General features: G+C 71.0%; 19 protein-coding genes. 12 read left to right on the forward strand and 7 right to left on the reverse strand.

Going from position 1 to position 24696, the window contains the following annotated elements; translation table 11 throughout:
• Nucleotides 1-40: 40 nt before the first annotated feature.
• Nucleotides 41-1474, reverse strand: a complete 1434-nt coding sequence (locus ACM26Y_RS20705) for an aldehyde dehydrogenase family protein (RefSeq protein ID WP_416063721.1) — start codon at nt 1472-1474, stop codon at nt 41-43.
• Nucleotides 1475-1645: 171 nt separating this feature from the next.
• Nucleotides 1646-2014 carry a hypothetical protein gene (locus ACM26Y_RS20710; RefSeq protein ID WP_289381837.1) on the reverse strand — a complete coding sequence of 123 codons (369 nt, stop codon included), beginning with the start codon at nt 2012-2014 and terminating at the stop codon, nt 1646-1648.
• A 392-nt stretch (nt 2015-2406) separates the two neighbouring features.
• On the opposite strand from ACM26Y_RS20710, the gene ACM26Y_RS20715 reads away from it, so the two are divergent.
• A complete protein-coding gene (locus ACM26Y_RS20715; protein ID WP_416061803.1) occupies nt 2407-2853 on the forward strand; it encodes a hypothetical protein in 447 nt (148 codons plus the stop codon).
• A 116-nt stretch (nt 2854-2969) separates the two neighbouring features.
• Here the strand turns inward: ACM26Y_RS20715 and ACM26Y_RS20720 are convergent, their stop codons facing one another.
• Entirely contained in the window at nt 2970-3452 is a 483-nt protein-coding gene (locus ACM26Y_RS20720; RefSeq protein ID WP_416061804.1) for a hypothetical protein, read from the reverse strand.
• A gap of 166 nt (nt 3453-3618) precedes the next feature.
• On the opposite strand from ACM26Y_RS20720, the gene ACM26Y_RS20725 reads away from it, so the two are divergent.
• Nucleotides 3619-4566, forward strand: a complete 948-nt coding sequence (locus tag ACM26Y_RS20725; protein WP_416061805.1) for an intradiol ring-cleavage dioxygenase — start codon at nt 3619-3621, stop codon at nt 4564-4566.
• A gap of 123 nt (nt 4567-4689) precedes the next feature.
• Nucleotides 4690-7725 (forward strand): NAD-glutamate dehydrogenase domain-containing protein, encoded by a 3036-nt coding sequence (locus ACM26Y_RS20730; RefSeq protein ID WP_416061806.1) that lies wholly within the window; start codon nt 4690-4692, stop codon nt 7723-7725.
• Nucleotides 7726-7815: 90 nt separating this feature from the next.
• Here ACM26Y_RS20730 and ACM26Y_RS20735 read toward each other — a convergent pair whose 3' ends face one another.
• Nucleotides 7816-9318 (reverse strand): PucR family transcriptional regulator, encoded by a 1503-nt coding sequence (locus ACM26Y_RS20735; RefSeq protein ID WP_416061807.1) that lies wholly within the window; start codon nt 9316-9318, stop codon nt 7816-7818.
• Between the two features lie 136 nt (nt 9319-9454).
• Here ACM26Y_RS20735 and gabT point away from each other — a divergent pair, with 136 nt between their 5' ends.
• Nucleotides 9455-10843, forward strand: a complete 1389-nt coding sequence (gabT, locus tag ACM26Y_RS20740) for a 4-aminobutyrate--2-oxoglutarate transaminase (protein ID WP_416061808.1) — start codon at nt 9455-9457, stop codon at nt 10841-10843.
• The gene (locus ACM26Y_RS20745) at nt 10840-12285 is read left to right on the forward strand and encodes an NAD-dependent succinate-semialdehyde dehydrogenase (protein ID WP_416061809.1); all 1446 of its coding nucleotides are present in this window, start codon (nt 10840-10842) and stop codon (nt 12283-12285) included. The genes gabT and ACM26Y_RS20745 overlap by 4 nt, the downstream gene beginning before the upstream one ends.
• A gap of 84 nt (nt 12286-12369) precedes the next feature.
• Here the strand turns inward: ACM26Y_RS20745 and ACM26Y_RS20750 are convergent, their stop codons facing one another.
• Nucleotides 12370-12975: a TetR family transcriptional regulator gene (locus ACM26Y_RS20750; protein WP_416061810.1), complete on the reverse strand. Its 606-nt coding sequence runs from the start codon at nt 12973-12975 to the stop codon at nt 12370-12372.
• A gap of 187 nt (nt 12976-13162) precedes the next feature.
• Here ACM26Y_RS20750 and ACM26Y_RS20755 point away from each other — a divergent pair, with 187 nt between their 5' ends.
• The 4 genes from ACM26Y_RS20755 to ACM26Y_RS20770 all read left to right on the forward strand — a co-directional run bounded on the left by ACM26Y_RS20755 (nt 13163) and on the right by ACM26Y_RS20770 (nt 18835).
• The gene (locus tag ACM26Y_RS20755; protein WP_416061811.1) at nt 13163-14581 is read left to right on the forward strand and encodes a flavin monoamine oxidase family protein; all 1419 of its coding nucleotides are present in this window, start codon (nt 13163-13165) and stop codon (nt 14579-14581) included.
• Between the two features lie 262 nt (nt 14582-14843).
• On the forward strand, nt 14844-16271 hold the full coding sequence (locus ACM26Y_RS20760; protein WP_416061812.1) for a gamma-aminobutyraldehyde dehydrogenase: 1428 nt from the start codon (nt 14844-14846) through the stop codon (nt 16269-16271).
• Between the two features lie 79 nt (nt 16272-16350).
• Nucleotides 16351-17241, forward strand: a complete 891-nt coding sequence (locus ACM26Y_RS20765) for a universal stress protein (RefSeq protein WP_289380644.1) — start codon at nt 16351-16353, stop codon at nt 17239-17241.
• 52 nt (nt 17242-17293) lie between these two features.
• Nucleotides 17294-18835, forward strand: a complete 1542-nt coding sequence (locus tag ACM26Y_RS20770) for an APC family permease (protein WP_416063722.1) — start codon at nt 17294-17296, stop codon at nt 18833-18835.
• Nucleotides 18836-18869: 34 nt separating this feature from the next.
• Here the strand turns inward: ACM26Y_RS20770 and ACM26Y_RS20775 are convergent, their stop codons facing one another.
• Nucleotides 18870-19481 (reverse strand): TetR/AcrR family transcriptional regulator C-terminal domain-containing protein, encoded by a 612-nt coding sequence (locus ACM26Y_RS20775; RefSeq protein ID WP_289380646.1) that lies wholly within the window; start codon nt 19479-19481, stop codon nt 18870-18872.
• Between the two features lie 107 nt (nt 19482-19588).
• On the opposite strand from ACM26Y_RS20775, the gene ACM26Y_RS20780 reads away from it, so the two are divergent.
• Together ACM26Y_RS20780 and ACM26Y_RS20785 are read left to right on the forward strand one after the other, a co-directional pair.
• Nucleotides 19589-20554 carry a nitrilase-related carbon-nitrogen hydrolase gene (locus ACM26Y_RS20780; protein WP_416061813.1) on the forward strand — a complete coding sequence of 322 codons (966 nt, stop codon included), beginning with the start codon at nt 19589-19591 and terminating at the stop codon, nt 20552-20554.
• Nucleotides 20551-21567 (forward strand): agmatine deiminase family protein, encoded by a 1017-nt coding sequence (locus ACM26Y_RS20785; protein WP_416061814.1) that lies wholly within the window; start codon nt 20551-20553, stop codon nt 21565-21567. Before ACM26Y_RS20780 ends, ACM26Y_RS20785 begins: the two co-directional genes overlap by 4 nt.
• A 176-nt stretch (nt 21568-21743) precedes the next feature.
• On the opposite strand, the gene ACM26Y_RS20790 is transcribed toward ACM26Y_RS20785, so the two are convergent.
• A complete protein-coding gene (locus ACM26Y_RS20790) occupies nt 21744-23015 on the reverse strand; it encodes an NADH:flavin oxidoreductase (RefSeq protein ID WP_416061815.1) in 1272 nt (423 codons plus the stop codon).
• A gap of 311 nt (nt 23016-23326) precedes the next feature.
• Here ACM26Y_RS20790 and ACM26Y_RS20795 point away from each other — a divergent pair, with 311 nt between their 5' ends.
• A complete protein-coding gene (locus ACM26Y_RS20795; RefSeq protein WP_416061816.1) occupies nt 23327-24634 on the forward strand; it encodes a glutamine synthetase in 1308 nt (435 codons plus the stop codon).
• Nucleotides 24635-24696 lie beyond the last annotated feature (62 nt).

The raw sequence follows: 24696 nt of genomic DNA on the forward strand, positions 1-24696 counted from the left end.
GTTCCTCCGGGTGTGGGACGGTGTCGGGATCGGTCCGGTGTCAGGGGGTGACCTGGGCATCCATCGCGGCGCGGTAGCCGTCGCCGTACGGCGGCAGCATCCCCCACTCGCGGCGCGGATCCAGATCGGGTGCGACGAACACCGTTCGGGCGTGGCTGAATTCGAGGAATCCCTCGCGGCCGTTGTAGTGTCCCGTGCCGGAGGCGCCGACCCCGCCGAACGGTGCGTCGAGCATGCCCGGATGCATCATCACGTCGTTGATCGTCACGCCCCCGGAGGTCGTGGACTCGACCACGGCGCGCTGCTCGTCGGCGTCCCGGCCGAAGTAGTACAGGGCCAGCGGTTTCGGCCCGGCATTGATCTGCGCGATCACGTCCGCGAGATCGTCGTAGGTGCGCACCACCATGGCCGGTCCGAAGATCTCCTCCTGCGAGATCGCCGCGGCCGCCGGCGGGTCGACGACCAGCCGCAGCGGGCGGCGCCGGTCGGTCGCGTCGATCGGCTCCGCGGGCACGGTCTCGATGCGCGCCCCCCGCTGTTCGGCGTCGCGGATGTAGCCGTCGATGCGTGCGGCGTGCCGATCGGTGACGACAGCTGTGGCGTCGGCGTTGCCGGTGGCGGTGGGCAGCAGTTCGAGGTAGGACTCGCGGACCGCAGCGACGAACGCCTCGAGGCTCTCCGAGGGGACGTACACGGTGTCCGGGTTGACGCACAGCTGACCGGCATTGGTGGCCTTGCCGACCGCGATCCGGTGCGCGGCGGCGGCGAGATCGGCCGAACGCCCGACGATCGTCGGGGACTTGCCGCCGAGCTCGAGCGTGACGGGCACCAGGTTACGGGCGGCGTTCTCCAGTACCGAGCGGCCCGCGGTCTGACCGCCGGTGAACACGATGTGGTCGAACGGCAACGCCGTGAGGGTCTGCGCGACGTCGGGACCACCGGTGACGACCGCGACGTCGACGGGGTCTAGGAACTCGGCGGCCGCCTCGGCCAGCACCTGCGCGGTGCGGGGGACGAGTTCGGACGGCTTGAGCACAGCCCGGTTCCCGGCTGCCAGCACCCCGGCGAGCGGGCTGAGCAGGGTGAACACCGGCGCGTTCCAGGTGCCGATGATCGCCACCGAACCCTTCGGCTGGTACTGCACCGAGGCGGTGGCACCCAGCTGGTCGTACGGGGCGAAGGCCGACCGCTGCTCGGGTTGCATCCACTCCTCGAGGTGATCGCGCGAGTACTTCAGCGCGGCCAGCGAACCGAGCACGTCGTTGACGGTGGAGTATCCCGGGTGTCGGCCGCCGAAGTCGGCGTCGATCGCCTCGACGATCTGTCCGCGCCGGGCGACGAGCATGTCGATCACCCGCTGGATCCGGGCGCGGCGCTCCGCCGCGGAGCTGGTCCGTCGTGCGCGAAACTCCTTCTGCTGGTTCTCGAGCAGCGCGTGCACGTCGGTGCCGATGGTTGCGGTCATGGCGCGGATGCTATGAGCGGTGCCGAACGGCCCCGGGCGCAGTCCCGTTGAGCGAGACCGCCCGCTCGGTCCGCCGAGTTCGAGGCGCGCGCGGGCGCGGGTATCCGCGAACTCGTCCCCGGCCTCACCGCGTTCCGGCTCGAGTTCGTCGTCGCGGCCACCCGCCGCTTGCCGATCGGGTCAGCAGATCCCGTCCGCCGCATTGCGGACCGCGCTGTGCAGGTTCGACTGCTCAGCCGAGGTCAGCACCTGCCACCGCACGCCGGTACCTGTCTCCCCACGCTGCACGAACTCGAGAAACTCGTCGGCGGTGCGAACGGGATCGTAGGCGCCGTGGATGAGTTCTTCCACCTGCTGCTGCGAGCGGAATACCTCGACCAGTTCGGCGCACGTGCGTTCGGGATCGAACAGATCAACGCCACCGAGGCGCTTCTCTGCCTCGACAAACGCTGTCTTCACGACCGCGGCAGGCGGGACAGCGGTCGTGGTCGCAGTGTCGACAGTCGCGCTGCTCTGGTCCGCGCATCCGGCCAGAACGACCGCGAGCACACCGGCGACCAGAACGGGGCGGGATCTCATGGGCGCTCTTTCCGGTGTAGAAGCCGAACAACCCGAGGGACAACCGAACGGCCGACGAGCGGACCGCGACAAATCGAGATCGAACATGTCGGACGGGAGAGTACGGCGTCTCGCGAGAGACGTCACGTTACAGACATCATGCGCAGTGCCCCCCTGCGGCTGCCTCGATACCGGGCCGCTCTCCGCACGTCACCACCGCGTCTTCGCGTGCCGGACCTCGCCGCGGAACGCTGGGGAGACGGTCGTCGCAACCTCGACGACCGGTTGCCGACTTCGATCGGGGACCCGATCCATACAGAACAACAGCCCACACTGACTACTGTGAACCCGAGCACCTCGTCAGCCGACAGAGGAGAACACTCATGCGCACCTTCGTCCATCTGGTCCTGTTCGCGTGTGCCATCGCGGTGGCGGTCGGGGCCTTCCTTCCCCTCGTCGGCGGAATACAGCCGAGCGATGTCGCGCTGGTGGATCTGCGCGACGGCTTCCCCGCCGAGTTCACCTTCGAGCAGGTCGAGACTCAGGCCGTGCGGTTCTACCAGTCGATGACGGCCTTGCTGTTGCTGGCCGCGATCCTGCTGCTGATCGCTGCGCTGGTGGGGGCACGCGCGGTCGGGTGGCTCGGCGTGATCGTCGGGATCGGTACCACCGCCGTGTTGCTGTGGCGACTCGACGACAGTTTCGGGGACTTCGTCCGCGACAACTACGCCGACTTGCTCACCGATCGCTGGGGGTTGTATCTCGTCGGCGGCGGTCTCCTGCTCGCTCTGCTGGCCCTGCTGGTGCCGAAGGAACGGTCGACGGTGTGAAGCCGACGGTGTGGAGTACTCCCGATCTCCCGGCAGTCGACAGGAACCCCTGACAAGTTCCTTCTGTCAGGCATGCCCGACAGCTCCCGAAACAGGCACGATACCTCCCCGAAGGGTCACCGCCCGCGGTGCCGACGTGCCGCGGACGAGTCCGCCCAATGTTCCCACGCGGCCTGTCGCGTCATTCCCACCAACTCCGCCACCTGCGCCCAGGACGCCCCCTCGGCGCGCAGACGCCGCACCGCGTCGTCCAGCACCTCGGTCACCGCCTGCTGCCGGGCCGCCAACCGGTCGAGCTGTTCGAGCGAGTCGAGCACCGCCGCCGTCGCCGACACCTCGTAGATGTGCCGTACCCATTGCTCCTCGAGCCTGTCCACCGTCCGGGAGCTCGGACGCGGTGCCGACCCCGCACCGATCCGCACCGCCGTCTCACCCAGCCAGGGACAGTGCAGGCACTTCGCCCGCCACGCGTATGCCCCGGCTCCGACAGCGTCGGCACTCGGCACCTCCCGCCCGGCTGCGTCCTCGCACCGCATCGTGCCGACATACGGCCCCTCCCCGGGGACCAGCAACTCCCACTCCGGCAACGGTCTCGCCATCCCGTCAGGCTCCGCTCCCCCGGGCGCGCCGTCAACCGCCAAGCTGTCCGGCGATCGCTGCACTCGTCCCCGCTCCGCTCCCAGCAGGTTCACAGCCTGAGCCCACCATTTCCCCAGCATCGCTTCGTAGCGTGAACTCGACCGAACGAACGGAGAGGACACCGGTATGAGTTCACGGCACACCCACGACGGCGCCGAGCCGCACGAGCACGACCTGGGGCTGGGGCACGACCTGAAGACGATGCTGTCGCGCCGCCGGATGCTCGCGGTCTTCGGCGCGGCCGGCACCGCCGCCCTCGCCGCATGCTCGACGGGTGGGTCCACGTCCACCTCGGCGTCCGCGTCGGTCACCACCGCGGCGAGCACCACCACCGCTGCGGGCGAGTGCGTGGCCGCCGCCCCGCAGGAGACCGCCGGCCCATACCCCGGCGACGGATCGAACGGACCCAACGTCCTGATCGAATCGGGAATCGTGCGGCGCGACATCACCACCAGTTTCGGCAGCTACACCGGCACCGCCGAGGGCGTGCCGACGACCGTCACGCTGCACCTGCAGGATCTGACCGCCGACTGCGCCGCCGGTGCGGGCATGGCGGTCTACCTGTGGCACTGCGACCGCGACGGCAACTACTCGCTCTACAGCGAGGGTGTCACCGATCAGAACTACCTGCGCGGGGTGCAGGTCGCCGACGCCGACGGCACCGTCTCGTTCACGTCGATCTTCCCGGCCTGCTACTCGGGCCGCTGGCCACACATCCACTTCGAGGTCTACGACTCCCTCGAGGTCGCCGTCGCCGGCGACAACGCCCGGCTCACTTCGCAGATCGCGTTGCCGCAGGACGTGTGCGAGACGGTGTACGCGCAGGCCGAAGGCTATTCGCAGAGCACCCGCAACCTCACACAGATCAGTCTCGACTCCGACAACGTCTTCGGGGACGGCTGGGACGCCGAACTCGCCGCCGTGACGGGCAGCGTCGACACCGGCTATGCCGTCGACATCACGATCGGTGTCGCCGAGAAGTCGGCGAACGTCCAGTCCGACATGCCCCCGCAGAGCGGGATGGGGGGCGGCCCGACCGGCGGCCGTCCGGCAGGTCCGCCGCCCGGGCAGTGACCGGCGGGGTCCACACCGATTCGGCGTCCTTTCGCGCCCCGACCGCTCCATTTCGGCCCTGCCCTGCCGGGGTGCGACGGCGGCAGACTCGCCTCATCGCCGCCGCCCCGGAAAGGACCCCCCGTGAGCGCCCCCTCCCTGACCCAGCACACGACGACCCTGCGTTTCCTCGATCCTGCCGACGGCACTCCGCTCGGCTGTGTCGCGACCTGGCCGGACCACCGGTTCACCCTCACCGACGTCGTCGACGTCCTGCGGCGCTTCGGACTCCACGTCAGCGATCACCGGCCGCTGGGTGAGCCGGGGACGCACCACTTCACGCTCGCGCCGTCCGCGAGCCCCGCACCGGATCCCGGGGTGCTCGACCTGATCGCGGACGCGTTCGTCGCGGGCACCGAGGGCCGCACCGAGATCGACGACTTCTCGATGCTCGTTCTGCAGGAGGGCATCTCCTGGCGGTGGGTCGACTTCGTCCGGGCGGCCGTCCGGTTCCTGGCCCAGGCGGGGATCGGCCTGTCCCCGGCGTACATGCTCGGCTGCCTGACGGCCACTCCCGGCTTCGCGGCGGACCTCGCCGCGCTGTTCGACGCCCGGTTCCGGCCCGGACTGCCCGATCGGGACGGCGCCGTGGCCGCCACGGCCGCGGCAGTGGCCGGCCACATCGATCGCGCCGCGACCTTCGATCTGGACCGGACCCTGCGGGGGTTGCACTCCTTCGTCGATGCGACGTTGCGCACCAACTGGTTCCAGAGCGGGGGCAGCAGGTCGTACGCGTCGTTCAAGCTCGATCCGTCCGCGCTGAGCGTCGGCGGTGCGGTCGTGCCGGTGCGGGAGATCTACGTCCACTCCCCCGACGTCGAGGGTGTGCACGTGCGGGCCGAGCTCGTCGCACGGGGCGGGCTCCGCTTCTCGGAGCGCCCGGAGGACTACCGCACCGAGGTCCTCGGGTTGATGGCGACCCAGGCCGTCAAGAACGCGCCCATCGTCCCCGGCGGCGCGAAGGGCGCGTTCGTGATCCGGCCCGGCTCCGGCGCGGACCTCACCACCGCCTACACCACGTTCGTGCGCGGCCTGCTCGACGTCGTCGACAACATCGTCGACGGATCACCCGTCACCCCGCCCGACACCGTCGCCTACGACGGTGTCGACGCCTACCTGGTCGTCGCCGCCGACAAGGGCACCGCCCGCATGTCCGACACCGCCAATGCCGTTGCCGCCGAATACGGTTACTGGCTCGGCGACGCCTTCGCCTCGGGCGGTTCGGCCGGCTACGACCACAAGGCCATGGGCATCACCGCCCGCGGCGCGTGGGTGGCCGTGCGGCACCGCTTCGCCGAACTCGGCCACGACGTCGACACGCAGACCTTCACCGTCGCGGGCATCGGCGACATGTCGGGTGACGTCTTCGGCAACGGCATGCTGCTCAGCGACCGCATCCGCCTCGTCGCCGCGTTCGACCACCGGCACATCTTCCTCGACCCCGACCCGGACCCCGCCGCCTCCCACCGCGAGCGCGCGCGGCTGTTCGCGCTGCCGCGATCGTCCTGGGCCGACTACGACCCCGCGGTGATCTCCGCGGGCGGCGGCGTGTGGCCGCGCACCGCCAAGTCCGTGCCGCTGTCCGCCCCCGCCCGCGCCGCCCTCGGGACCGACGCCGAGACGCTGACCCCCGACGAGCTGATCGCGACCGTCCTTCGCGCGCCCGTGGACCTGCTGTGGAACGGCGGTGTCGGCACGTACGTGAAGGCCTCCGGCGAAACGCACGGCGACGCCGTCGATCCCGCCAATGACCGCGTCCGGGTCGACGCCCGCGACGTGCGGGCCCGCATTGTCGGGGAGGGCGGCAACCTCGGCTTCACCCGCGCCGCCCGCATCGAGTACGCGCGCTGCGGCGGCCGCTGCGACGGCGACTTCATCGACAACGCCGCCGGCGTCGCCACCTCCGACCGGGAGGTCAACATCAAGATCGCGGTCGACCGTGCGGTGGCGGCCGGAACACTGGAGCTCGGGCACCGGGAGAAGCTGCTCGCCGCGGTCACCGACGACGTGGCGGGTGCGGTGCTCACGGCCTCCCGCGATCAGGTGCTCGCGCTGGGATGCAGCGAGCACGACGCCCCGGCGCTGCTCACCCAGCACGAACGCCTGATCGAGGACCTGGCGCGGGCCGGCCGGATCGCCCGGAGCGACGACAGTCTGCCCACCGCGGACCAGATCCGGGAGCGGCGGCGGGCAGGCACCGGCCTGCTGCGACCGGAGCTGGCGGTGCTGCTGGCGCAGTCGAAGAACGTCGTCGCGAGCGAGCTGGCCGCATCGCCGCTGCCGGACTCCCCCGCCTGCGCCCCGTGGGCCGAGAACTACTTCCCCGCCGAGATCGTCGCCCGCGCCGGAAGCGGCGTGGCCGAGCACCCTCTGCGCCGGGAGATCGTCGTCGCGTCGCTCGCGGACGAACTCGTCAACCGGCTCGGCCCCGGCGCCCTGTACCGGTTCGAGGAACGCTTCGGCGCCGCCACCGAGGACTCGGCGCGCGCCTACGTGGTGGTCAGCCGGGTGCTGCACACCGAGGACATCCGGGCCCGGGTCCTCGCGGACGGCTCCGACGCACGCAGTACGGTGTCGGAACTGAGCGCGCTGGCGCGCGTCGTCGAGGCCGAGATGGCCTGGCTGCTGCGCCACACCGCGCGCCGAACGCTCCGCGATGTGCTCGCAGGGACGGGCGACGACGCGGACACACCGGAGGCTCTCGTCGCGCTCTTCGCCGCACCCGTCGCCGAGGCACTGGGCGAGCGGCCCTCCGCCGAGGACTGCCGCGGCGCGTTCGCGAACGCCGCGGTGGCGCTGCGCCTGGGCATCGAACCCACCCGCGTCGCCGTGGCCCGCGACGAAGTGGTCGAACTCCTCCACATTCGTTGGCTCCTCGACGGTTTCGTGACCCGGGTGCGCGGGCCGTACTGGGAGGCCATGGGCGCGGCGAGCCTGCGCGACGAGATCGCCGACCGCCTCGACGCGCTCGTCGTCACCGCGCTCGACGGCGGTGCCGCGGAGCTGCCCGATCGAGCGCACCGGCTCGTGCGGCTCCTCGACCGGCTCCGCGGCGAGGACGCGGTGGACACCGCCCGGCTCGCCGTGGTCGCCGGGGAGTTGCGCCTGCTCGACCGCTGAGCGTGTGTCTCTTATGGATCGGCTCTTGCGTGCGGCATGACGCACGAACTGCCTGGTCCCGGCTCTTCCTCCCACGATGAGGCCGGTGAGCTAAGGCGCCGGTTCCCCGATCAGCAAGGCGAGCAGCAGCTCTGCCCGGACGCGGGCATCACCGAGGTCCACGCCGAGCACCTGCTCCGCCTTGGCGATCCGGCTGCGCAGGGTGTGCCGGTGTATCTCCAGGGCGGTGGCCGCCGCCTCCCATTGCCCGTTCGCTTCGAGGAAGGCCCGCAGCGACGCGACGAGCCTGGTCCCGCGGCCGCGGTCGTAGTCGGCGAGGGCGGAAACCGTGGAGGCGGCGACGGATTCGAGGACGGCCCGCACCGCCGGGGACGCGAGCAAGGCGGTTCCGTGCGTGGCGTCGAACTCGACGATGCGGCGCGCCGCGTCCGCCGCGGCCACGGCATGCTCGGCCTGTTCGAGGGCGCGGCGGGTGTCGGCGAGCCGGTGCGCAGCGCTGAGCCCGCCACGCAGGGTGCGGGCCTGCGGCGGGGACAGGTCCGCCAGCAGCGCCGTCACGTCGGACAGCGTGTCCTCACCCCGCAGCAGCACGGTGAGCGCCTCGTCCTCGCTGCGCGCGTACAGCGGACGCTGCCGGGCACCGAGACCGGCGTCGAGCACGCGCCGCACGTCGGCCGCGGCCGGGGTGTGCAGCTGCAGGATCCGGATCCGGCTGCGCGCGCCGGCCGCGTCGGCGAGATACTCCGCAGCGTCGCCGGAGTCGAGGACACCGGCGACGAGCAGTCCGAACACCTTCGCGCCCAGTGCATTCCGTTCTGCACGCAGCCGTCGCGGTTTGTCCAGCTCGAGGGTGACGAGGGAGACGGCGTGGCCGATGAGGACGAGTTCGACGTTCTCGAGCGGCCGGTCGGCCTGCACGGTCAGGTATCCGCTGACGACGCCGGCGTGCGTGACCGGCTGCACGGTCAGCGTCCGGCCGGGCCGGCTCGCGGTGACCGAACCGGCGCCGTCCGGGCGCAGCTCCGAGATCTGCTCCGCCAGCTCCGCCGCGGCCTCGGGGTGGGCGACCACGTCCCCGGTGCGCTCGTCGAGATAGGCGACGGCGGTGTGAGTGGCGACGGCCAGTTCCCGCACGATCGCCGGCACCCCGCCGCGCAGCACGGCACGGGTGATGCGCACCTGGGTGTCGGCCGCGCGCCGCACGAGTTCGTACTGCTGTTCGGCGAGCCGGGCGGTGACGGCACGGCTCACGGCGGCGAACGGCGTCGTGTACGGCACCTCGAGCAGCGCCAGCCCCACCGCGTCGGCCGCCTCGAGGACCGCCGGCGGAATCCGCTCGTGCGACAGGCCGGTGCCGAAGCCGAGAGCGGCGACGTCCGCCTCCGCGAGGCGGCGCACGTAGTCGCCGCCCTCCTCCGGCTGTAGTCCCAGGCCGGTGGTGAGGACGAGTTCCCCTCCGGAGAGCCACGGCCGCGGGTCCAGCAGTTCGGTGGGTTGAACGAAGCCGATCTGGCGATCCTTCCCGGCCCGGCCACCGCGCAGTGCCAATCCCAGTCCCGGTTGCCGCAGCAGCCAGGCGATGCCGACACTCATGGGGTCATCGTAGAACGACTCGACGAAATGGCGCGGTGCGTTTCGCCGTGTTGTACGAAACGGCCCTGTCTCGGGTACCTGGCCCACTTTCATACTCGAATCGTCTTTTCCGCCGCCGAGCCCGAGGAAGTCCCCCATGACGAGCATCGAATACCGCCTTCCGCAGCAGCGCCGCCTGGTCACCGCGCTGCCCGGCCCGCGCTCGGCGGCACTGACCGAGCGGCGCCGTACCGCAGTCGGGGCGGGTGTGGCGTCCTCCGTGCCGGTCTACGCGGCCGATGTCGACGGCGGCATCGTCGTCGACGTCGACGGCAACGCCCTGATCGACCTGGGTTCCGGCATCGCGGTCACCAGTGTCGGCGCCTCGGACCCGGCGGTCGTGGCGGCGGTGCAGGAGCAGGTCGCGCACTTCACGCACACCTGCTTCATGGTCACCCCCTACGAGGGCTACATCGCCGTCGCCGAGAAGCTCGCGGCCCTGACCCCCGGCGACCACGCCAAGCGCACGGTGCTGTTCAACAGCGGCGCCGAGGCCGTCGAGAACGCGGTGAAGATCGCCCGCGTCGCCACCGGCCGCAGCGCTGTGGTGGTCTTCGACCACGCCTACCACGGCCGCACCAACCTGACGATGGCGCTCACCGCGAAGAACCAGCCCTACAAGGAGAGCTTCGGCCCGTTCGCCCCGGACATCCACCGCGTGCCGGCGTCCTACCCGTTCCGGGAAGGCCGCAACTACGACGGCACCGAGGTCACCGGCGAGCAGGCCGCCCACCGCGCGATCTCGCAGATCGACAAGCAGATCGGCGCGCACAACGTCGCCGCGATCGTGCTCGAGCCCATCCAGGGCGAGGGCGGATTCATCGTGCCGGCCAAGGGATTCCTGCCGACCCTCGTCGACTGGGCGAAGGCCAACGGCATCGTCTTCGTCGCCGACGAGGTGCAGACCGGCTTCGCACGCACGGGTGACTGGTTCGCCAGCAACGACGAGAACGTCGTCCCGGACCTGATGACCCTCGCCAAGGGCATCGCCGGCGGCATGCCGCTCGCCGCGGTGACCGGCCGCGCCGAGCTGATCGACGCCGTGCACGGCGGCGGACTCGGCGGCACCTACGGCGGCAACCCCGTCGCGTGTGCCGCGGCGCTCGCCACCCTGGACCGAATCGAGCAGCTGGACCTGTGCGGCCGCGCGCGTCGCATCGAGCAGATTGCGACCGAGCAGTTGCGGGCGCTCGCCGCGGACGTCGACATCGTCGGCGAGGTCCGCGGCCGCGGCGCGATGCTCGCCGTCGAATTCGTCCAGCCCGGCACCCGCGAGCCGAACCCGGAGGCCACCAAGGCGATCGCCGCGAAGGCGCTCGAACAGGGCGTCATCGTGCTCACCTGCGGCACCTACGGCAACGTCGTCCGCCTGCTGCCGCCGCTGGTGATCTCCGACGAACTGCTCACCGACGGCCTCGACGTCCTCACTGCCGCCGTCCGCGACGTCGCGGGCGTGCGCCCGACCCTGGCAGGAGCCACCCGATGACGCACACCCTTCCCGCGGGGGTCCCGACCCGCCTCTGGCTCGGCGGCAAGCTCACCGACTCCGCCACCGGCGCGACGTTCCCCGTCGAGGACCCGGCCACCGGCGCGGTCCTCGCCGAGGTCGCCGACGCCTCCGCCGACGACGGACTGCGCGCCCTCGACCTCGCTGTCGCCGCGCAGGCCGAGTGGGCGGCGACCCCGCCGCGCGTGCGGGGCGAGATCCTGCGCACCGCTTTCGAACTCGTCCACGCCCGCGCCGACGACTTCGCTCGCGTCGTCACCCTCGAGATGGGCAAGACCGTCGCCGAGGCCCGCGGCGAGGTGAACTACGGCGCGGAGTTCCTGCGCTGGTTCGCCGAGGAGGCCGTGCGCATCGGCGGCCGCACCGCCACCGCCCCCGCCGGCAACGGGCGCATCCTCGTCACCAAGGAACCCGTCGGGCCCGTCCTGGCAATCACCCCGTGGAACTTCCCGCTGGCGATGGCCACCCGCAAGATCGGGCCCGCCCTGGCCGCCGGTTGCCCGATCCTGGTCAAGCCAGCCGCCGAGACCCCGCTGACGATGCTGCTGCTCGGGCAGGTCTTCGCCGACGCCGGCCTGCCGGCCGGGGTCCTGTCGATCCTGCCCGCCACCGACGCCGCGGCGCTCACCGGGCCGCTGCTCGCCGACGCGCGGCTGCGCAAGATCACCTTCACCGGCTCCACCGGCGTCGGCAAACTGCTGGTCCGCCAGTCCGCCGACCGGCTGCTGCGCACCTCCATGGAACTCGGCGGCAACGCCCCGTTCCTGGTGTTCGACGACGCCGACGTCGACGCCGCCGTCGACGGCGCGATGGCCGCGAAGATGCGCAACGGCGGCGAGGCCTGCACCGCTGCCAACCGCTTCCACGTCGCCCGCACTGTCGCGGACGAGTTCACCGACAAGCTCACCGCCCGCATCGCGGCGCTGCGCACCGGCCACGGCCTCGACGACGGCACCGACCTCGGCCCGCTCATCACCGCCCGCCAGCGCGCCACGGTCGACACGCTGGTGCGCGACGCCGTCGAACGCGGTGCCCGCGTCCGCACCGGCGGGCAGATCCCCGACGGGCCCGGCACGTTCTACCCGCCGACCGTGCTCGACGAGGTGCCGGCCGACGCGCGGCTGCTGCGCGAGGAGATCTTCGGCCCGGTCGCGGCGATCACCGTCTTCGACACCGAGGACGAGGCCGTCGCGGCCGCCAACGACACCGCATACGGCCTGGCCGCCTACTTCTACACCCGCGACCTGAACCGCGCGATGCGCGTGGCGGGCGCGCTGAAGACCGGCATGGTCGGCGTCAACCGCGGGGTCATCTCCGACGTCGCCGCCCCCTTCGGCGGCGTCAAGGAGTCCGGTTTCGGCCGCGAGGGTGCTGCCGAGGGCATCGAGGAATACCTCGACACCAAATACATCGCCCTGTAGCGGGACCACCAGGAAATCGAATACCGGCTCGGTCCGGGAGTGCGGCACGTCGCACCCCCGGACCGAGCCGTATCCTGTTGCGGATCAGCCCTTCCGAAGCCGGTCCAGGCGGGCCTCGAGTCCGGCGATCATGGCGTCGAGGCCGGCGTCGAAACCTGCGTCCGGGGTGTAGTCGCCGCCCGATCCGGCGAACGCGTCGATCGCTGCGGTGAACACCGGGCTGCCGTCGGCGAGGTCGGCGGTGTCGAAGATGTCGGCCGGGGCGTTGGCGTCGAGCGCGGAGCCGAAGATGAACGACTCCAGCGCGACGACGACCGGCACGATGGTCTCGATCGGCCACCCGGCGTCGGCGAAGCCCGCGGCCACCGCCTCGTAGACCGCCAGCGTGCGGGGCGCGCCCGCCACGGGCATCACGGCGATCACCGGGACCAGCGGCGCGTGCCGGGCGAACACGTCCCGGTAGGACAGGGCCCAGCGCCGCGTCGCCACGGCCCACGGCTCGACGCCGAACCCGCTCACGTCGACCTTGGTCATGAGATCCTCCTGCACCCACAGCAGGACGTCCTGCTTCGAGCTCACGTGGTTGTACAGGGCGGACGGGGCCACACCGAGGGCGCGGGCGAGCTTGGCGACGGTGAAGGCGTCGTAGCCGCCGTGTTCGATCACGTCGAGCGCGGCGTCGGTGATCACTTGCCGAGACAGCACTTTCGTCGACGGCCGACCGGCGCGCCGGTGCGTCCCCTCTCCCACGCCGCTTCCCTTCGTCTCACGATTCCCGGCCACGAATTGCCGCGAAGGTCTTCTCCTCGCGCCTCGATGAGGTTACAGTGTGATGCGACACATATGAATGTCGTTCATTTTCTCGAAGGGGAATCCCATGCAATCCATCGAGCGTGACGTCGTCGTCGTGGGGGCGGGCCCGTCCGGTCTGACCGCCGCCCACCGCCTGCGGCAGGCGGGCCTGCGGGTCGCCGTCCTCGAAGCCCGCGACCGTGTCGGCGGCCGCACCTGGACCGACACCATCGACGGAGCGATGCTCGAGATCGGCGGTCAGTGGGTGTCCCCCGACCAGACCGCCCTGATCGCCCTCCTCGACGAACTGGGCCTGCGGACGTTCGCCCGCTACCGCGAGGGCGAGAACATCTACCTCGACGCCGAGGGCCGGCCCGTCCGGTACCGCGGCGAGACGTTCCCCACGTCCGAGCGCACCCGCGCCGAGATGGACAAGCTGATCGCGCTGCTCGACGAGCTCGCCGCCGAGATCGGCCCCCACGAGCCGTGGGCGCATCCGCGGGCGCGGGAACTCGACACCGTCTCCTTCCACCACTGGCTCCGGGCCAACTCGGACGACGAGGAGGCGTGCGCCAACATCGGGCTGTTCATCGCCGGGGGCATGCTCACCAAGCCGGCCCACGCGTTCTCCGCGCTGCAGGCGATCCTCATGGCGGCCTCCGCGGGTTCGTTCAGCAACCTCGTGGACGAGGACTTCATCCTCGACAAGCGCGTCGTCGGCGGTATGCAGCAGGTGTCGGAGCGGCTGGCCGAAAAGCTGGGCGACGACGTGTTTCTCGGCAATCCGGTGCGGACCCTGCACTGGTCCGAAGGTGAGGAGGCCGGGGCACCGGGGCGCGTGCGCGCGGTGGCCGACGGGGTCGCCGTCGATGCCCGGTTCGCCGTGCTGGCCGTGCCGCCGAACCTGTACTCCCGCATCTCCTACGTCCCGCCGCTGCCGCGCCGCCAGCACCAGATGCACCAGCACCAGTCCCTCGGGCTCGTCATCAAGGTGCACGCCGTGTACGACACCCCGTTCTGGCGTGAAGAGGGCCTGTCCGGCACGTGCTTCGGCGCCGGGGCACTCGTCCAGGAGATCTACGACAACACCAATTTCGAGGATCCGCGGGGCACCCTGGTGGCCTTCGTGGCGGACGAGAAGGCCGACGCCGTCTTCGAGCTCTCCGCCGCGGAACGCAAGGCCGCGATCCTCTCGTCCATGGCTGGTTATCTCGGCGAGAAGGCGCTGAACCCGGTGGTCTACTACGAATCCGACTGGGGTTCGGAGGAGTGGACCCGCGGGGCCTACGCGGCGAGCTACGATCTCGGCGGACTGCACCGCTACGGCAAGGACCAGCTCACCCCCGTCGGACCGATCCTCTTCTCGTCGTCCGACCTCGCCGCCGAGGGCTACCAGCATGTCGACGGCGCCGTGCGCATGGGCGAGGACACGGCCCGGCGCATCCTCGACGCCCTCGGCTCCCCCGCGACGGCGACCGCAGCGTCCGGCGCCCCGACGCACTGACCGGCCGGACCACGACAAGACCGAACATACTGTTCCACAACACTTTTCACGCTCGCCCGGCGCCGGTTTCGGCATCAGGCCCGCTCACGACGAGGTGAGCATTCCGGTCCCGGCGACGCCGCCCCTCCGGCGGCGCCGCCCTCCGAACCCTCCGCACCCCATCCGCCGGCCGGATCCCCTGGCCCGGCACCACCGGTGCGGCCCACACTGATCACCAGAGTCCCTGCCCCCGGCCGGGCAGGCCTCCGAGAGGAACCCCGCCATGACCGATCTCCGCGAGAACTACATCGACGGCGCCTTCGTGCCCTCGACGGCCACGCAATCCCTGCCGCTGATCGACCCGGTCGACGAATCCCTCGTCGGCTCGATCCCGGTGTCGACCGCCGCCGACGTCGACGCCGCCGTCGCGGCCGCGCAGCGCGCGTTCCGGACCTGGGGCAGGACCACCCCCAAGGAACGCCAGACGGCGCTGCTGAAGCTCGCCGACGCCCTCGAAGAGCACTGCGACGAACTCGTCGAGGCGGAGTGCCGCAACACCGGCCAGCCGAAATCCATGATCGCCGACGAGGAGGTCAAGGTCGGCGCGGACCAGCTGCGCTTCTTCGCCGGCGCGGCCCGCATGCTCGAGGGCAAGGCGGCCGGCGAGTACATGGAGGGCCACACCTCCTACGTGCGGCGCGAGCCGATCGGCGTGGTCGGGCAGGTCACGCCCTGGAACTACCCGCTGATGATGGCGCTGTGGAAGATCGGGCCCGCGCTCGCGGCCGGTAACACGATCGTGCTCAAGCCGAGCGACACCACCCCCGACAGCACGCTGGTGCTGGCCCGCCTGACCCGGGGCATCCTGCCCGACGGCGTCTTCAACGTCGTGCTCGGCAACGCCGCCACCGGCACCGCCCTCGTCGAGCATCCCGCGCTCGGCCTGGTGTCGATCACCGGCTCGGTCCGCGCCGGCACCGAGGTGGCGATCTCCGCGGCCCGGCAGCTCAAGCGCGCGCACCTCGAACTCGGCGGCAAGGCCCCCGTCCTGGTGTTCGACGACGCCGACGTGCCGAAGACCGCCGAAGCCGTCGCGGCGGCCGCCTTCTTCAACGGCGGCCAGGACTGCACGGCCGCCACCCGGGTACTGGTCCACGAGTCGATCCACGACGACCTCGTCGACGCGCTGGTGCGGCAGGCCGAGCAGCTGCGTCCGGGCCGGCCCGACGACCCGGACGCCTTCTACGGCCCGCTCAACAACGCCGTGCACTTCCAGCGCGTCACCGAGAAGATCGCCGCCCTGCCCGCCTCGGCGACGATCGTCACCGGCGGCAAGCGCGCCGGCGAGAAGGGCTTCTTCTTCGAACCGACGATCGTCACCGGCGTGGATCAGCACGACCCCATCGTGCAGGACGAGACCTTCGGCCCGGTCCTGACGGTGCAGTCCTTCGCCACCGAGGACGAGGCCGTCGCGCTGGCCAACGACGTCCGCTACGGGCTCGCCGCGAGCGTGTGGACCCGCGATCACGGGCGCACCCAGCGGCTGTCCGCCGCGCTCGACTTCGGCGCGGTGTGGATCAACTGCCACATCCCGCTCGTCGCGGAGATGCCGCACGGTGGGTTCAAGCAGTCCGGCTACGGCAAGGACCTCTCCGCCTACAGCGTCGAGGACTACACCCGTATCAAGCACGTCATGAGCACCCACGACTGACCCTCCGCGGCCCCACCGCGCCGTTGCCGGAAGCCGGCCGTACCCCTACCGCCGGCTTCCCCTACCGGATCGGAATCCCATGAGACTGGTTGTCGGATACCTCGCCACCCCCAGCGGCGCGGACGGGCTGGCGCTCGGCGTCCAGCTGGCCCGCAGTCTGGGCGCCGAACTCGACATCTGTATGGTCCTGCCCCCGGACCGCCCGGTGCCCTCCCGGGTGCCCGCCGAACCCGGATACGAGGACGTCCTCGCCGGCACGGGCGAAGCATGGCTCGCCCAGGCGGCGGCCACGGTGCCCGACGACGTGCGGGCACACACGCACCTGAGCTTCCACGACTCCTTCGCGCAGGGCCTGCTCGACGAGGTGGCCCGGCTCGGCGCGCGCGCCGTCGTTCTCGGGGCGGCGGGCGACGGGCTCCTCGGCCGGCACTCCGTCGGCACGGTGTCCTCCGAGCTGCTGCATTCGGCGCCCGTGCCGCTGGCCCTGGCACCGCGTGGATTCCGGCACTCCGCCGCGCCCCACGTCCGCGAGGTCACGTGCGCACTCGGCACCCGCACCGGAGCGGACGTCCTGCTCAGGACCGCGGTCCGCGCCTGCGAGCGGATGCGCACGCCGCTGCGGCTCGTCTCGCTCGTCGCCCTCGACCCGCAGGCTCTCGGCCGCGACGCGCGCAAGTCGCACGAGCTCGCCCTCGAGTCGGCGCGGGACCACGCCCGCACCCTGCTGGACACCGCCCGCGCCGAGCTTCCCGGCGACTACCCGGTCAGGTCGCTCGTCGCGGACGGGGACACCGTCGAATCGGCGGTGGCGAAGCTCGAATGGCACGACGGCGACGTCGTGATGGTCGGCTCGAGCCGGCTCGCCCAACCGCACCGGCTCTTCCTGGGTTCGACGGCAGCGAAGATGTTGCGGGTCGTTCCGGTGCCCATGATCGTCGTTCCCAAGCACGAGTTCGAGAACAGTGAGTAGACCCGTCATGACGAATTCGCTTCCCACCACCGAGATCCGGGAGGTCATCCCGATGACCGCACCCACCGACGGGGTCGTCTCCAAGGGCCTGGCCGCCGGCCGGATCGGCACGTTCGCCGGGGCCGTCCTGGGCATCTCGTCCGTCGCGCCGGGGTACACGCTGACGGCGAGCATCGGCCTGATCGTCGCGGCCGTGGGGCTGAAGATGCCGGCGATCTTCATCGCCGGGTTCATCCCGATGTTCCTCACGGCGTATGCCTACCGGGAGCTCAACTCCGAATCACCGGACTGCGGAGCGTCGTTCACGTGGTCGACGAAAGCCTTCGGCCCGTACGTCGGGTGGATGTGCGGCTGGGGCATGGTCATCGCGACGATCATCGTGCTGTCCAATCTGGCCGCGATCGCCGTCCAGTTCTTCTACCTGTTCCTCGCTCGGGTCACCGGAGACGCCGCGCTCGCGGATCTACCCGGGAACAAGCTCGTCAACGTCGGCACGACCCTGGTGTTCGTCGCGATCGCGACGTGGATCGCGAGCCGTGGCATCACCACCAGCGAACGCGTCCAGTACGCGCTCGTCGGCTTCCAGATGGTGCTTCTGCTCGCGTTCGCGGTCGCGGCGCTCGTGCACGTCGGCGCGGGCGACGCGCCCGCCGGACTCTCGTTCGACGCGGACTGGTTCGACCCGTTCCACGGGCTCGCGCTCGGCGCCTTCGTAATCGGCGTGACCGGGTCGATCTTCGCGTTCTGGGGATGGGACACGTGCCTGACCCTCGGGGAGGAGTCCCGGGACCCGAAGAAGACCCCGGGGCGGGCCGGGTTGCTGTGCGTGGCAACGATCCTGCTGACCTACCTGCTCGTGTCGGTCGCGGCGATGATGTACGCGGGAGTCGGCACGACGGGTCTCGGGCTGGGCAATCCCGACAACTCCGAGAACATCTTCGGCGCCCTCGCCGATCCCGTCCTGGGCCAGTGGGGCGGCCTGCTGCTCTTCCTCGCCATCTTCGTCTCGTCGGTGGCAAGTCTGCAGACCACCTTCCTGCCCGCGGCGCGGACGATGCTCGCCATGGGCGCCTACGGCGCGTTCCCGCGCCGGCTGGCCGCGGTGCACCCCCGCTTTCTGGTGCCCTCGTACGCGACGGTCGTCGCCGGGGTCGTCACCGCCGTGTTCTACGCGGGCGTGACGTTCCTGTCCGAACGGACCCTGCTCGACACCATTGCGGCGCTGGGGATCATGATCTGCTGGTACTACGGGATCACCGCGTTCGCGTGCGTGTGGTACTTCCGCGGACGGCTGTTCACCAGCGCCCGCAACGCCGTGTTCCGCTTCGCCTTCCCCCTGTCGGGCGGGATCATGCTCGCCGCCGTCTTCGCGATCTCCGTGGGCGAGAGCATGAATCCCGACAACGGCAGCGGTGCCGAGATCGGTGGGGTCGGGCTGGTGTTCTTCCTCGGCTTCGGGATCCTGCTGCTCGGCGCGGTCCTGATGCTGGTGATGCGGGTCCGCAACCCGCAGTTCTTCCGTGGGGAGACCCTCACGCGCAGTACCGCCGCGCTCACCGGTGAGACGGACGTGCTCTCCACCGACCGCGGTTGACCTCGGGCCGCACCGATCCCCGCCGGCCGGGCGCTCAGCGCCCGGCCGGCGTCTGTGCGATCAGGCCGGCGACCAGTACGCGCAGGCCGAATTCGAAGGCGGCATCGGCCCGTTGCGGATTCGGGCCGGCGGTCTGCAGCGCGGCGCGCATCGCGTCCCCGGTTTCGGGGACGCTCGCCCACACCACCTCGGGTGCGGCGAGATCGAGCGCCGAGCCGAGAACGAAGCTGTCCACCGTCGTGACGGCATGCAGCACCTGCTCCGGCGTGAACCCGGCATCGGTGAAAGCCTGTGCCAGAGAGTTGTACATCCCGAACGCGACCGGTGACTGCACGGTCTGCGCGGTGAACAGCGGGATCAGCCGCGGATGCGCGGCGTAGGCGCGACGGTACTCGCGGGCGAGGGCGGCGACGGTCTCGGACCAGTCGCCGGCCGGGTCGCCCACGACGATGGTGGACATGATGCGTGCCCGCATGGCCTCGACGATCTCGGCGCGTCCGGACACGTGGTTGTACAGCGACGACGGCCGCACCTTCAGCCGTTCGGCCAGTCCGGGCATGGTGAAGTCCCCCGCGGTGTCCACCATCCGAATGGCTGCGTCCGTGATGATCTCGGGCGAGAGCAGCCGCTTGGGCGGTCGTGGCATACGAACACTCCTCGAAATCGTCGTGGGCTCTTGCCCTGAACGCGCTCGTCCACCATACTTAACGAATCAAATTCGTTTTATCCCCCGGACCGATTCCCGAGGACTCCATGCTCACCATCACCGCCACCACGCCGCCCGACTCGCTGTGCCGGGTGGAATCCCCCGATCGGCCGCCGCTGCGCGTCGGACTGGTCCAGCACCGCTGGCACGACGACGAACGGACGTTGCGCGCCGAACTCACCGAGGGCATCGCCGCCGCCGCCGGGCTGGGCGCACGCGTCGTGTTCCTGCCCGAACTCACCCTCAGTCGCTACCCGGCCGACACACCCGGCGGCGCCGACGCCGCCCGGACCGCCGAGGACCTGCGGACCGGCCCGACCGTCGCCTTCGCCGCGGCCGCCGCCTCCGCCCACGGCGTGTTCGTGCACGCCTCCCTCTACGAACGTGCCGACGGTGCCGACGGACTCGGCTACAACACCGCCGTCCTCGTCTCCCCGGCCGGCGAACCCGTGGCCCGCACCCGGAAACTGCACATCCCCGTGACCGCCGGATACCACGAGGACACCTACTTCCGGGGCGGACCGGCCGACGACCCGTATCCCGTCCACACCCCCGACGGTCTCGACGGCGCCCGCATCGGCATGCCGACCTGCTGGGACGAATGGTTCCCGGAGGTGGCGCGCGCGTACTCGCTCGCCGGCGCCGAGATCCTCGTCTACCCGACGGCGATCGGATCCGAACCCGACCATCCCGAGTTCGACACCCGTCCGCTGTGGCAGCAGGTGATCGTCGGAAACGGCATCGCCAACGGCACGTTCATGATCGTGCCGAACCGGCACGGCTGCGAGGGAGCCGTCACCTTCTACGGCTCCTCGTTCGTCTCCGATCCGTACGGCCGCATCCTCGTGCAGGCACCGCGCGACGAATCCGCCGTGCTGGTGGCCGATCTCGACCTCGCCCAGCGCCGGGACTGGTTGTCGCTGTTCCCGTTCCTGGCCACCCGCCGCCCGGACACCTACGGCTCGCTGACCGCCCCGGTGGACGCGCACGCACCCTTCGGAGCCGCGCGATGAGCTGGCGCATGCCCGCGGAGAGCGAACCGCACGAGCGCACGTGGATGGCCTTCCCCACCGAGGGATACTCGCTGGGCGACACCGCGGAGGAGCACCACGAGGCCCGCGCCACGTGGGCGGCGGTCGCGCATGCCGTCGCCGAGTTCGAACCCGTCACCGTGGTGGCCGATCCCGGCCAGGTCGACGCGGCTCGCCGGTACCTGTCCCGCGACGTCGAACTGATCGAGGCTCCGCTGAACGACGCCTGGATGCGCGACATCGGGCCGACCTTCGTCCTCGACGACGACGGGCGCCGCGGCGGGGTCGACTGGGTGTTCAACGGCTGGGGCGCCCAGGACTGGGCCCGATGGGACCACGACGCCCGGATCGCGTCGTTCGTGCTCGAGCGCGCCGGCGTCGAGCGTGTAGCATCGACGCTCGTCAACGAGGGCGGCGGCATCCAGGTCGACGGTCTCGGCACCGTCCTGCTCACCGAGACCGTTCAGCTCGACCCCGGCCGCAACCCGCACCTGGACAAGGCCGCGGTCGAGGCGGAACTGCGGCGCACCATCGGTGCGACCTGCGCGATCTGGCTGCCACGCGGGCTGACGCGGGACCAGGAACGCTACGGCACGCGCGGGCACGTCGACATCGTCGCCGCGATCGCGTCTCCGGGTGTGGTGCTCGTCCACGACCAGCGCGACCGGGACCACCCGGACTTCGACGTCACCGCCCTGATCGTCGACCGGCTGCAGCACAGCACCGATGCCCGCGGCGAGCCGTGGCGCATCGTCCGGGTGCCGGCCCCGGCGACGGTGCGCGACGACGAGGGCTGGGTGGACTACAGCTACATCAACCACTACGTCGTCAACGGCGGGGTGATCGCCTGCCGCTTCGGCGACGCCGCCGACGACGAGGCCGCGGAGATCCTGGCGGCCGCGTATCCCGGCCGGCGCGTCGTGGGGGTGGACGCACGGCCGCTCTTCCGCCGCGGGGGCGGCATCCACTGCATCACCCAGCATCAACCGCGGTGACGGGTCCTGCGGTGCCGCCGCGGGACCGCCGCGGCGGTGCCGCGCAGGACCGATGCGGCGGTGCCGCGCAGGACCGATGCGGCGGTGCCGCGCAGGACCGATGCGTCGGCACGTCCGGCATCGACCGGTCCGCTGGGGAGCGCCCGGAACGGATTCCCGAGCCGCGTCGGTGGTCGCTACCGTGCGGCCGTGCGGGACGCGGTGAAGGGCGTCGGACCCGCGATCGCCACGTTCCCCGGGCGCTCATCGGGGACGAGCACACAGTGGGTACGGCCGTAGACGGTGTACATGCACTTGTTGTTGTGGTTGCACCGTCCGGTCACCGTGTGGTCCGCGCGGATGCGCTCGATCAGATCCGGCTCCCGCAGCAGCGCGCGCCCCATGGCGACGAAGTCGAACCCCTCCCGCATTCCGGTGGTGATGTGGTCGTAGTTGTTGATCCCACCCAGGAGGATCAGCGCGGTGTGCTCCATGACGGGAACGAACTGGCGAGCGGACTCGAGCATGTACAGATCCTCGTAGGGATACGAACCCAGCGCCCGTTTGCCGAACAGGCGCACACCCGTCCTGAAGGGTTCCTTCATGACCGACGCGAACTCGTCGACCGGCACGTCGCCGCGGAACAGGTACATCTGCTTGAAGAAGGACGAGCCCTGCGTCAGCTCGAGCGCATCGAGGTTGCGGTCCTGGTCGAGCAACTGCGCTGTGCGAAGGGACTCGGTGAGCCAGATGCTGCCGCGGATCCCGTCGTCCATGCTCATCTTCGCGGTGACAGCCACTCGCGTGCCGACCACTTCCCGCACCCGCCGGGCGATCTCACGGACGAAACGGGAGCGATTGTCGATGCTGCCCCCGTACTCGTCCTTCCTGCGGTTCAGAAGCGGACTGAGAAACGAGCTCGGCAGATACAGATGGCCGAAGTGCAGTTCGATTGCATCGAACCCGGCCTCGACCGCGACGGCGGACGCCTCACCGAATTGATCGACGACCTTCTGGATCTCGGCACGACCGATTTCGCGGCAGTACTCGAAAGACGACGGGTTGATCACCCGGCTCGGTGCCATCGCGGTGACACCTGTGATCTTCTTCGAGGCCACGACACCGGCGTGGCCGAGTTGAGCGGAGATTGCGCCGCCGGCCTCGTGGACGGCATCCGTCAGCTTCCGCAGCCCGGGAAGCGCCTTCCGGTTCATCAGTATCTGGCCGGGCGCGCTGGCGCCCTCGGGAGCCACACAGCAGTACGCGACCGTCGTCATGCCCACCCCACCGCGGACGAAGCCGAGGTGGAAGTCGATCAGGTCGTCGGTCACCAGCCCTTCGGGTGAACGCCCCTCCGACGTCGCGGCCTTGATGATGCGGTTGCGAAGCCGGACAGGGCCCAACATCGTGGGGGCGAACGGATCCCGGGGCGCAGTGGCCGACCCGGTCGAAGTTTCCGAAACGGTCATGACGAGCAGCCCTCCCGACTGATGGAATGTGACCCTACTTACATTCCGCAGGCATCCGTGGCCGTGTCAACGAACGTCCCTCTCAGCGGACACCCTCGCGAGCTCGACGCTCGCCCGGGACGGCCGCCCCGGCGACGGTGCGTGACGAGGAGGACCACAATTCCGCCGCCGGGACGGCGTCCACTGCATCCCGGCATCGACCGCGGCGGTCGTCACCGGCGCAGTCCGGTGTCGGCGAAGACGCCCCCGGGACCCGCCCCCGCCTCTACTGTGTCTTCGGGACGGCCGGCGGCGCGTGCGGGAGGTTTCCAGTGACGGAGGAACGACCCGACACCGGGACGGCAGATCGGATCGTCGGTTCGATCGTCGACTCCACCGGCATCTCCCGCGCGAAAGCATTTCCCGCGCACATGCTTCCGTGGTTCGCCGAGGTCGGCGCCGGGGCGTCGCCGAGCTGGGCGGTGTTCTGCGTCGACGACCACCTGGCGTTCACACCGTCGCTGTCGGTGACGGGTGATCTGCGGCTCCGGATCGACCGCGACCGGCTCCGGTGCGTCGGCGACGGGATCCGGTGGGCTCCTGCCGGCCTGTACGACCAGGACGGGACCCGGTCGTCGCTGTGCACCCGCGGGGTGCTCGAGCGCATCGTCGACGCTCTCGCCGGGATCGGGGTGCAGGCCCGGATCGGGCACGAGGTGGAGTTCACGCTCGTCGGCGGGCACGGCGAGTGGGCCGCATACGGACTCGGCGCCGTCCTCGGGCAGGACGAGTTCGTCGCCGACCTGCTGCGTGCCGCCGCAGGCGCCGGACTGGGGATCGAACAGATCCACGCCGAGGCCGGTGCGCAGCAGTTCGAACTGTCCCTGTCGCCCGCCGACCCGGTCGGCTCGGCCGACGACCTCGTTCTCGCGCGCATCCTGATCGGTCGCACCGCGCGCGCCCACGGGATGCGCGCGTCGTTCTCGCCCGTGCCCGTCACCGGCGGGTCGGGCAACGGCGCCCACGTCCACGTGTCCTTCACCCGGGACGGGCGGCCGCTGCTGTCCGGCGGCGACGGGCCACACGGGATGACGGACGCGGGCGGCAGCGTCGTCGCCGGCATTCTGCGCGCCCTCCCCGACTTCGGTGCCGTCCTCACCGGGTCCGTGCTCTCGCACCTGCGCCTGCGCCCGGGCATGTGGGCGGGCGCCTGGTGCTGCTGGGGACTCGAGAACCGCGAGGCCGCGGTGCGGCTGTGCGCCCTCACCCGTGGGAATCCGCACGGCGCGCATCTCGAGGTCAAACCGGTGGATCCCTCGGCCAACCCGTACCTCGCCTGCGCGGCGATCCTCGGGGCCGCGCAGGCCGGCCTCGTCGATGCGCTGCCGGTGCCGGCGGAGGTCCCGGTCGATCCGGCCCGGCTCACCGAGGCCGAACGCGCCGCGCTCGGGGTCGGCCTCCTGCCCACGGGCCCCGACGACCTGCTCGCGGCGCTCGCGTCGTCGCGGCTCGCCGGGGACCTGTTCGGGCCGTCGCTGCTCGAGGCGCTGCTGGCGGTGAAGAGCTACGAGTTCGACGAGTACCGTGCGCGGCCGCCCGCCGAGCTCGTGGAGCGGTTCCGATTCGCATGGACCACCTGAGTGCGTGGCGAATCTCACCGTAACGGGCGTGCGGGGACCGTCGATCTACGGCCGTCGGTAAC

The organism is Rhodococcus indonesiensis (assembly GCF_047782815.1).
Taxonomy (GTDB): Bacteria; Actinomycetota; Actinomycetes; order Mycobacteriales; family Mycobacteriaceae; genus Rhodococcus; species Rhodococcus indonesiensis.